This window comes from Actinophytocola sp., from assembly GCF_036402745.1.
Lineage (GTDB): Bacteria > Actinomycetota > Actinomycetes > Mycobacteriales > Pseudonocardiaceae > Actinophytocola.
Window position 1 is genome coordinate 1 of record NZ_DASWSJ010000054.1, and the last position, 9,998, is coordinate 9,998.

The window sequence follows — 9,998 nt, forward strand, 5'->3', positions numbered from 1 at the left end:
CGACGTCCTCGTCCTTGTCGGCTTCGATCGGTGTCGCCCAGTTGTTGCGAAAGGTTCCGAGCCGCCCGAGCAATCCCGGCGTCGTCCAGTCGAGGATCGCCCAGAGCTCGGAGAGGTTGTTCTCCACTGGCGTACCGGTCAGCGCCACTCGCGCCATCGCCGGAATGGTTCGCAGGGCTTTCGCAGTACCGGAGGTTGGGTTCTTCACGTGCTGCGCCTCGTCCGCGACCAGCAGCGCCCAGCGATGCGCTCCGAGCCGGGCCGCATCGCGGCGGAGAGTCCCGTACGTCGTGAGCACGAACCCTTCGTCGGCGCCTTCAAGCGATCGTCCGGATCCGTGGAAGCGGCGTACTGGCGTACCGGGAGCGAAGCGCTGGACCTCGCGCTCCCAGTTGCCGAGCAGCGAGGCAGGACAGACGACCAGCGTCGGGCCGGCAGTGTCTTCCGACTCCTGGCGATGCAGATGGAGTGAGATGAGCATGATCGTCTTGCCGAGGCCCATGTCGTCGGCGAGGCAGCCGCCGAGGCCGAGGTCGGTCATGCGGGCGAGCCAGCGCAGTCCGCGCAGCTGGTAGTCGCGCAGCGTCGCGGCGAGCGCTTCCGGTTGTGCGACAGGGGTTTCGGCGAGCCGCTCGCGCAGCCGCTCCAGCGGTGGGCTGGGCGCCACCCGGACCCACTCGCCGTCGACCTGGGCGGTGCCGGTGAGCGCGGCGCCGAGCGCGTCGATGGAGGTGAGCGGCTTGAGCACGCGTTCGCGGGCCTTGCGGGCGAGGTCCGGGTCGACGAGCGTCCACCGGTCCCGCAGCCGCACGACCGGGCGGTGTGCCTCGGCGAGCCGGTCCAGCTCGGCCTCGGTGAGCGCCTCGCCGCGGGTGGCGAGCTGCCAGTGGAAGTCCAGCAGTGACCCGGCGCCGAAGAACCCGGGTACGTCGGTGCCGGCGACGGTGGCGTGGGCGGTGACGTCGCGGGCCAGCTCCTTGGGCCAGTGGACGTCGATGCCGGCGGCCTCCAGGGCGGCGCCGCCCGGGCCGAGCAGGTCGCGCACCTCGTCGTCGCCGAGGACGAGCCGGTCGGGCACGGCGAGGTCGAGCAGCCGGGCGAGCGGCGGCCAGACCCGCGCGGCGTGCCGGACCGCGAGCATCGCGTCGGTCCGGGTCCGCTCGTCGAGGCCGGCGCCGGCCCACAGCTCGGCGGCGTCGAGGACCGTGGTGTCGCCGTGCACCTGGACGACGGCGGTGAACGAGCCGGCCGCGAAGTCACCGTCCGGGACCTCCAGGCGCAGCGACACCCGGGTGTCCCGGGCGAGGTCGGCGGCCCACGCCCGGAGCTCGGGCACCTGTCGCGGGGCCAGCGCGGTGAACGCGGGCCCGTCCTCGCCGTCGCGGGCGAGGACGTCGGCGACCGCGTCGAGGAACGCCTTCACGAGCGGCACCGCGGCGGTGCGGTCGCCCGCCTCCGGCGGCATGGCGGCCGCCAGCCGGTGCAGACGGTCCACATCGGACGGCTCGAGCGGGCCGACGCGCCAGGCGTCGTGGCCGGCGTCGGTGACCGCGGGCCGCAGCCGGCCGCGGGCCACGAGGTGCAGGGCGTCGCGCGTGGCGGCGGCCCAGAACGCGGCCGCCGGGTGGTCCTGCGGCGCGAGGAGCAGGGGCAGCGCGTCGGCGATCGGGACCCGGACAGTGCCGAGCACGACCTGGGTGTGGCGGGGCGGGTCCGCCGGCTCGACGCCGGCGGCCCACCCCCGATCCGGCACGGTCAACGGCTCAACCTCTGGTAGCGGCGGACGGACAGCGGGAAGAAGATCGCGACGATGACCAGCGGCCAGACGAGCGCCATGAGCGTCGCATGCTGCGCGATCCACGTGTCACCACCCCACCCCGGGTTGCCGAACAGCTCGCGTGCCCCGGCCACCGTCGAGGACAACGGATTCCACTCCGCGATCGTGCCCAGCCAGCCCGGCATCGTGCCCGGCGCCACGAACGTGTTGGCGAGGAAGCCGACCGGCCAGATGAGGATCTGCACCGCGGCCACGGCCTCCGGGTTCCTGACGACGAGACCGAGGTAGATGCCGAGCCACAGCAACGCGAACCGCAGCCAGACCAGCAGCCCGATCGCGGCGAGCGTCGCCTGGACCGACCCGTGCGCCTGCCAGCCGACCAGGAGCCCGCAGCCGACCATGACGACGAGCGCGGCGGCGGAGTTGAGCAGGTCGGCCCCGCAGCGGCCCACGACCACGGCCGACGGCGACATCGGCATGGACCGGAACCGGTCGGTGACCCCGCGCTGGGCGTCGGTGCTGACCGCGATCATGGTCGCCTCGAGCCCGAAGGCCATGGTCATGCCGAACATGCCGGGGAGGAGGAACTCCTTGTAGTCCCCGCCGCCCGGCACGGCCATCGCGCCGCCGAACAGGTACCCGAACATCAGCACGAGGAGGACGGGGAAGAGCAGGCCGACGATCACCGGGGTGGGTTCGCGGACCCAGTGGAGCAGGTCGCGGCGGGTCATGATCCAGCCGTCGGCGACCGCCCACCGGAGCCGGCCGCCGGGTACCGGGATGAGAGTGGTCATGCGAACGCCCCTTCGGTCGCCGGGTGGAGGTGCTGGGTGCGCGTGGTCATGCCGTCACCTCGTGCTTGCTTTCCTTTCTCTCCTCCGGGTGGTGGCCGGTCAGGTGGAGGAACACCTCGTCGAGGGTCGGCCGGCGCAGGGCGATGTCCTCCACCGCCACCCCGGACTCCCGCAGCGCGCGGGTCGCCTCGGTCAGCGCGCTCACCCGGTCCCGGACCGGGGCGCTGACCCGCCGGATGTCGGTGTCGGTCTCCGGGTCGGCGGTCGCCACCGCGCGCAGCACGGTCGCCGCGCGGGGCAGCTCGGCGGCGTCGTGCAGGACCACGTCGAGCCGGTCGCCGCCCAGCCGGGCCTTCAGCTCCGTCGGGCTGCCCTCGGCGATCACCCGGCCCTGGTCGATCACCGCGATCCGCCCGGCGAGCTGGTCGGCCTCGTCGAGGTACTGCGTGGTCAGCAGCACCGTCGTGCCCTCGGCCACCAGCACGCGGACCGCCGCCCAGACCTCGGTGCGGCCGCGGGGGTCGAGCCCGGTGGTCGGCTCGTCGAGGAACAGCACGCGGGGCGCCAGGATCAGGCTCGCGGCCAGGTCCAGGCGCCGGCGCATCCCGCCGGAGAACTGCTTGACCGCCTTGTTCCCGGTGTCGGCGAGGTCGAACTGCGCGAGCAGCGCCGTGGCCCGGGCCCGCGCCGACGCGCCGGACAGGTGGTAGAGCCGGCCGAACAGCTCCAGGTTCTGCCGCGCCGACAGGGCGTCGTCGACGGCGGCGCTCTGGCCGACCAGGCCGATGCTCGCGCGCACCCGGTCGGGCTGGCGTGCCACGTCGAAGCCGGCCACCTCCGCGCGGCCGCCGTCCGCGCGGAGCAGGGTGGTGAGGATCCGCACGGTGGTCGTCTTGCCCGCGCCGTTCGGGCCGAGCAGGCCGCAGACCGTGCCGGCCGGGACGGTCAGGCTCACCCCGTCGAGAGCGATCTTGTCGCCGTATCGCTTGCGCAACCCCTCAGTGGCGATCGCGGTCACCATCGTCCTCCAATGTCGTACGTTGTACGGAGTAGTGTCCGACAATACCGTACATCGTACGGAGAGCCTAGGATGTTACCCACGATGGCGAAGAACCAGGAGACTCACTACGGCGGCCGCGGCGACCCGGTCCGCAGCATGGCGTTGCTCTGGCGCGACGAGCAGCCACGGACCCGCGGGCCGAAGCCGGGCCTGACCGTGGACAGGATCGTGGCCGCGGCGATCGAGCTCGCCGACGCGGAGGGCCTGGCCGCCGTGTCGATGCGCCGGGTGGCCGAGCGGCTTGGCGTCGGCACGATGTCGCTCTATACCTACGTGCCGTCGAAGGCCGAGTTGGTGGACGTCATGTACGACACCGCGTGCGGCGAGGTCGAGCGCGCCGGCCCGGCCGGCGGCTGGCGCGCCCGGCTGGAGGCGATCGCCCGGGCGAACTGGGACCTCTACCGGCGGCACCCGTGGATGCTGCGGGTCATGGCGATGTCGAGGCCGCCGCTGGGCCCGAACAGCATCGCGGGCTACGACCACGACCTGCGCGCGGTGGACGGCATCGGGTTGAGCGAGCTCGAGATGGACTCGGTGGTGAACCTCGTCTCGGTGTTCGTGCAGGGCGCCGCGCGCACCGCGGTCGAGGCCGCGGCGTCGACCCGCGACACGGGCATGACGGACGAGGAGTGGTGGTCGACGTACGGCCCGCTGCTGGAGAAGGTGTTCGACGCGTCGAAGTACCCGGTGGCCGCGCGGGTGGGCGCGGTGGCGGGCGAGGTGTTCCAGTCCGCCTACGACCCGGCGCACGGCTTCCAGTTCGGCCTGGCCAGACTCCTGGACGGCATCGAGACCTTGATCGAGTCCCGCCGCCCCTGACCTCGACCTGGCGGCCGTCTGGGCTATTGCGAACTTGTCCGGTTCTTGCGAACGTCCGGCCCATGAACTCGTCGACCGCGACAACGGTCTTCCTGCCGATCGCCCTCGGGGTGATCATGCTCGGGCTCGGGCTGTCGCTGACCGTCGGCGACTTCGGGCGGGTGCTCGCCTACCCGCGGGCCGCGGCGGTCGCGCTCGGGTGTCAGATCCTCGTCCTCCCCGCGCTCTGCCTCGGGCTCGTCCTCCTCTTCGACCTCGAGCCGGCCCTCGCCGTCGGCATGATGCTGCTCGCCGCCTCGCCCGGCGGGACGACCGCGAACCTCTTCAGCCACCTCGCCCGCGGCGACGTCGCGCTCAACATCACCCTCACCGCCATCAACTCCGTCCTCGCCGTCGTGACCATGCCGGTGATCGTCAACCTCGCGCTCGACGGGTTCATGAAAGGCGAGGACGCGATCGGCCTGCAGCCGGCCAAGCTCCTGCAGGTCTTCGCGATCGTGCTCGTGCCCGTGGCCGTCGGGATGGTCGTGCGCCGGCGGAACCCTGAGCTGGCCGACCGGCTGAACCGGCCGGTCAGGATCGCCTCGGTCGTCGTCCTCGTCACGGTCATCGCGGTCGCCGTCTACCAGGAGCGCGCCAACGTCCTCGGCTACCTGCAGGCGGCCGGCCTCGTCGCGCTGATCCTGTGCGTCCTCAGCCTCGCCATCGGCTACGTCGCGCCGCGCGCCGCGCGGGTGCCTCGAGGACAGGCAGTGGCGGCCAGCTTCGAGATCGGCGTGCACAACAGCACCCTGGCCATCACGATCGCGCTCAGCCCGGCGTTGCTGAACAGCACCGAGATGGCCATCCCGCCCGCGGTCTACGGCATCCTGAGCTTCCTGCCAGCGGGTTTGCTCGCCTACGCGATGAGCCGCCGGCAGGACGAGCAGGTCGAGATACGTACCTGACCGGTCAAGACCGCGAGCGGGCTGCATCACAACCCCGTTGCGCGCCGCGCACCCGCATCCGAAATACTGACGAGTAATAAGCAAGGCTGGTACCCGTCAAGGTCGGCGGATGCGGAGGCGCTCGTGGTCGTTCGAATGTTCCTGGGGGTGTTGATCACCTTGGCGGTGCTCGGCCTCGCCGGGCGACGCGCCAAGTTCCTGTTCGACCTGATCAAGTCCGGCCAGCCGGTGGATCGCTTCGACCACGTCCGCAGCCGGCTGTGGGCGCAGGTCAAAGAGGTCTTCGGGCAGCGCAAGCTGCTCAAGTGGTCGATCCCCGGGGCCGCGCACGCGTTCACGTTCTGGGGTTTCGTCATCCTCGCCTCGGTCTACCTCGAGGCCTACGGCACCCTGTTCGACTACGACTTCCACATCCCGTTCATCGGGCGGTGGGCGATCCTGGGCTTCCTGCAGGACTTCATCGCGGTCATGGTGGTCATCTCGCTCGCCGCGTTCGCGATCATCCGCATCCGGCAGGCGCCGGAACGCAAGCAACGCGCGTCCCGGTTCTACGGCTCGCACACCGGCGGCGCCTGGCTGATCCTGTTCATGATCTTCAACGTGATCTGGACGATGTTCCTGTTCCGCGGCGCGTCCGCGGCGCTCGGGAACCTGCCCTACGACTCCGGCGCGTGGGTCTCGCTCGGCGTCGGCAACCTGCTGGAGCCGTTGGGGCACACGCCGAACGAGTGGATCGAGTCCGTCGCCCTCCTGCTGCACATCGGCGTGATGCTCTCGTTCACGATCATCATCCTGCACTCGAAGCACCTGCACGTGTTCATCGCGCCGATCAACGTCTCGACCAAGCGGCTGCCCGACGCCCTCGGCCCGCTGCTGCCGATGGAGTCCAACGGCGAGCCGATCGACTTCGAGGACCCGGGCGACGACGACGTGTTCGGCCGCGGCAAGATCGAGGACTTCACCTGGAAGGGCATGCTCGACTTCGCCACGTGCACCGAGTGCGGGCGCTGTCAGAGCCAGTGCCCGGCGTGGAACACGGGCAAGCCGCTGTCGCCCAAGCTCGTGATCATGGACCTGCGCGACCACCTGTTCGCGAAGGCGCCGTACCTCATCGGCGGCCAGGAGATGCCCGACCACAGCAACGTCGACGTGCTGGAGCTCGCCGAGGGCAACGGGCACCACGTCCCCGAGTCCGGCTTCGCCCGGGTGCCGGCGGACAGCCCCGCGCAGGCCACCCGCCCGCTCGTCGGCACGGCCGAGGTCGGCGGCGTCATCGACCCGGACGTGCTGTGGTCCTGCACCACCTGCGGCGCGTGCGTCGACCAGTGCCCGGTGGACATCGAGCACGTCGACCACATCGTCGACATGCGCCGCTACCAGGTGATGATCGAGTCGGAGTTCCCGTCCGAGCTCGGCACGCTGTTCCGCAACCTGGAGAACAAGGGCAACCCCTGGGGCCAGAACAACTCCGAGCGGATGGACTGGGCCAAGGGCCTCGACTTCGAGGTGCCGGTGTTCGGTGCTGACGGAGCTGGCGAGCTCGCGGACGACGTCGAGTACCTCTACTGGATCGGCTGCGCGGGCGCGTTCGACGACAACGCCAAGAAGACCGTGCGGGCCACCGCCGAGCTGCTGCACATCGCGGGCGTGAAGTACGTCGTGCTGGGCAAGGAGGAGACCTGCACCGGTGACCCGGCGCGCCGCTCGGGCAACGAGTTCCTCTTCCAGATGATGGCCCAGCAGACCGCGGAGATGCTCAACTCCGTGTTCGAGGGCCGTGAGCCGGTGCGCCGCAAGATCGTCACCACCTGCCCGCACTGCATGAACACCCTCGGCCGCGAGTACCCGCAGCTGGAGGGCATGATCCCCGCGTTCGAGGGAACCAGCGGCCACTACGAGGTCCTGCACCACACGCAGCTGCTCAACAAGCTCGTGCGCGAGGGCAGGCTCACCCCGGTCAAGCCCGCCGACGGCGGCGCGCCGGTGACCTACCACGACCCCTGCTACCTGGGCCGGCACAACAAGGTCTACGAGCCGCCGCGCGAGCTGGTCGGCGCGACCGGCGCCACGCTCACCGAGATGCCGCGGCACGCCGACCGGTCGCTGTGCTGCGGCGCGGGTGGCGCCCGGATGTGGATGGAAGAGAACATCGGCAAGCGCATCAACCTGGAGCGGGTCGACGAGGCGATCGACACCAACACCAAGGAGGTCGTGACCGGCTGCCCGTTCTGCCGGGTCATGATCACCGACGGCCTGGTGCAGCGGCAGAGCGAGGACAAGGGCACGGACATGCAGGTCCGGGACGTGTCGCAGATGCTGCTGGAGTCGGTCAAGCGCGGGCTGCCCAGCGAGCCGAAGGCCCCCACGGGCAGCTGAGCAGGACTCTAGCCGGATTCGTCCGCGACGCGGTCCGGCCTGCGCACACTGGTGCGGTGACTCCCGTCCCGGAACGACCCGTGACACCGCCGGTCAAGCTCGACCGGGTGGTGATCAGGTTCGCGGGCGACTCCGGTGACGGCATGCAGCTCACGGGTGACCGGTTCACCTCCGAGGCGGCGGCGTTCGGCAACGACCTGGCCACGCTGCCGAACTTCCCGGCGGAGATCCGGGCTCCCGCGGGCACGCTGCCCGGGGTGTCCAGCTTCCAGCTGCACTTCGCCGACTACGACATCCTCACGCCGGGCGATCGGCCGGACGTGCTGGTGGCGATGAACCCGGCGGCGCTCAAGGCCAACGTCGACGACGTGCCCGCGGGCGGCACGATCATCGTGAACACCGACGAGTTCGCCAAGCGCGCGCTGGCCAAGGTCGGCTATGCGGCCAACCCGCTGGAGGACGACTCGCTGGCGCGCTACCAGGTGTTGCCGGTGCGGATGGCGACGCTCACCCAGGGCGCGCTCAAGGACACGGGCCTGTCGAAGAAGGATGCCGAGCGCTGCAAGAACATGTTCGCGCTGGGCCTGCTGTCGTGGATGTACCACCGGCCCACCGAGCGCACGGAGGCGTTCCTGCGTGAGAAGTTCGCCCGCAAGCCCGACATCGCCGAGGCGAACGTGCTGGCGTTCCGGGCGGGCTGGAACTACGGCGAGACCACCGAGGCGTTCGCCACGACCTACGAGGTGGCGCCGGCGCGTGACTTCCCGCCGGGGAACTACCGGCAGATCACCGGGAACGCCGCGCTGGCCTACGGGATCGTCGCGGCCGGCCAGTGCTCGGGGCTGCCGGTGTTCCTGGGCAGCTACCCGATCACGCCCGCGTCGGACATCCTGCACGAGCTGTCGAAGCACAAGAACTTCGGCATCACGACCATGCAGGCGGAGGACGAGATCGCCGGTGTCGGTGCGGCGCTGGGTGCGGCCTACGGCGGTTCGCTGGGTGTGACGACGACGTCGGGGCCGGGTATCGCGCTCAAGTCGGAGACCATCGGCCTCGCCGTGATGACCGAGCTGCCGCTGGTCGTGATCGACGTGCAGCGGGGTGGCCCGTCGACCGGGTTGCCGACGAAGACCGAGCAGGCAGACCTGCTGCAGGCGATGTTCGGCCGCAACGGCGAGTCGCCGGTGCCGATCGTCGCGCCGCTGTCCCCCGGGGACTGCTTCGACGCCGCGCTGGAGGCGGCCCGGATCGCGCTGACCTACCGGACGCCGGTGCTGCTGCTGTCCGACGGCGCCATCGCCAACGGCTCCGAGCCCTGGCTGATCCCGGACGCCGGCGCGCTGCCCGACCTGCGGGTGGCGTTCGCCTCCGAGCCGAACGGCGAGGACGGCGAGCACTGGCCCTACAAGCGGGACCCGGAGACGCTCGCCCGCGAGTGGGCGATCCCCGGCACGCCTGGCCTGCAGCACCGGATCGGCGGGCTGGAGAAGGCCGACGGGCGGGGCGAGATCTCCTACGACCCGGACAACCACGACCGCATGGTCCACCTGCGTCAGGCCAAAGTGGACGGTGTGCGGGTGCCGGACCTCGTCGTGGACGACCCGTCCGGCCGCGCGGACGTGCTGGTGCTGGGCTGGGGCTCGACCTTCGGTCCGATCGGCGCCGCGTGCCGGGCGGTGCGCCGGCGCGGCCGGCGGGTTGCGCACGCGCAGCTGCGCCACCTGAACCCGTTCCCGGCGAACCTGGGGAAGGTGCTCCGGTCCTACGAGCGGGTGGTGGTGCCGGAGATGAACCTGGGCCAGCTGGCGATGCTCGTGCGGGCGAGGTTTCTGGTGGACGCGGTGTCGCACCCGAAGGTCGCCGGCGTGCCGTTCATGGAGGAGGAGCTCGCCGAGGTGCTGCTGCGTCACGTCGGTGAGACGGGGACCAGGCTTGCGGAGGCGGCATGACGACCATCGATCTGGGGCTGCCGGAGTTGGGTGGGTTGGCTGGTGTGCCGGGTTCGGATGAGGCGCAGCGGGCGAAGGATTTCAAGTCGGATCAGGAGGTCCGGTGGTGTCCCGGCTGCGGTGACTACGTCGTTCTGAATGCGATGCAGGGGTTTCTGCCGTCGTTGGGGTTGAAACGGGAGAACATCGTGTTCGTCTCGGGGATCGGGTGTTCGTCGCGGTTCCCGTACTACATGAACACCTACGGGATGCATTCCATCCATGGTCGGGCGCCGG

Annotated in this window: 7 protein-coding genes and 1 pseudogene; 5 read left to right on the forward strand and 3 right to left on the reverse strand. The window is 70.9% G+C overall.

Annotation, left to right across the window (positions count from 1 at the left end; translation table 11 throughout):
• The 3 genes from VGD70_RS05620 to VGD70_RS05630 form a co-directional block, all read right to left on the reverse strand.
• The coding region (locus tag VGD70_RS05620) for a DEAD/DEAH box helicase (protein WP_331078815.1) at window positions 1-1,690 on the reverse strand (1,690 nt) is incomplete at its 3' end.
• A gap of 65 nt (window positions 1,691-1,755) precedes the next feature.
• Window positions 1,756-2,571: an ABC transporter permease gene (locus VGD70_RS05625; protein ID WP_331078805.1), complete on the reverse strand. Its 816-nt coding sequence runs from the start codon at window positions 2,569-2,571 to the stop codon at window positions 1,756-1,758.
• Window positions 2,572-2,617: 46 nt separating this feature from the next.
• A complete protein-coding gene (locus VGD70_RS05630) occupies window positions 2,618-3,592 on the reverse strand; it encodes an ATP-binding cassette domain-containing protein (protein WP_331078807.1) in 975 nt (324 codons plus the stop codon).
• A gap of 81 nt (window positions 3,593-3,673) precedes the next feature.
• On the opposite strand from VGD70_RS05630, the gene VGD70_RS05635 reads away from it, so the two are divergent.
• The 5 genes and pseudogenes from VGD70_RS05635 to VGD70_RS05655 form a co-directional block, all read left to right on the forward strand.
• Entirely contained in the window at window positions 3,674-4,450 is a 777-nt protein-coding gene (locus VGD70_RS05635; RefSeq protein WP_331078809.1) for a TetR/AcrR family transcriptional regulator, read from the forward strand.
• Between the two features lie 26 nt (window positions 4,451-4,476).
• On the forward strand, window positions 4,477-5,397 hold the full coding sequence (locus VGD70_RS05640) for a bile acid:sodium symporter family protein (protein ID WP_331078810.1): 921 nt from the start codon (window positions 4,477-4,479) through the stop codon (window positions 5,395-5,397).
• 123 nt (window positions 5,398-5,520) lie between these two features.
• Complete coding sequence (locus VGD70_RS05645; RefSeq protein ID WP_331078811.1) at window positions 5,521-7,773, forward strand: heterodisulfide reductase-related iron-sulfur binding cluster; 2,253 nt, start codon at window positions 5,521-5,523, stop codon at window positions 7,771-7,773.
• A 56-nt stretch (window positions 7,774-7,829) separates the two neighbouring features.
• Entirely contained in the window at window positions 7,830-9,722 is a 1,893-nt protein-coding gene (locus VGD70_RS05650) for a 2-oxoacid:acceptor oxidoreductase subunit alpha (RefSeq protein ID WP_331078813.1), read from the forward strand.
• Window positions 9,719-9,998 (forward strand): annotated as a pseudogene (locus VGD70_RS05655) (2-oxoacid:ferredoxin oxidoreductase subunit beta); the annotation flags it as partial. The gene VGD70_RS05650 and the pseudogene VGD70_RS05655, both read left to right, overlap by 4 nt.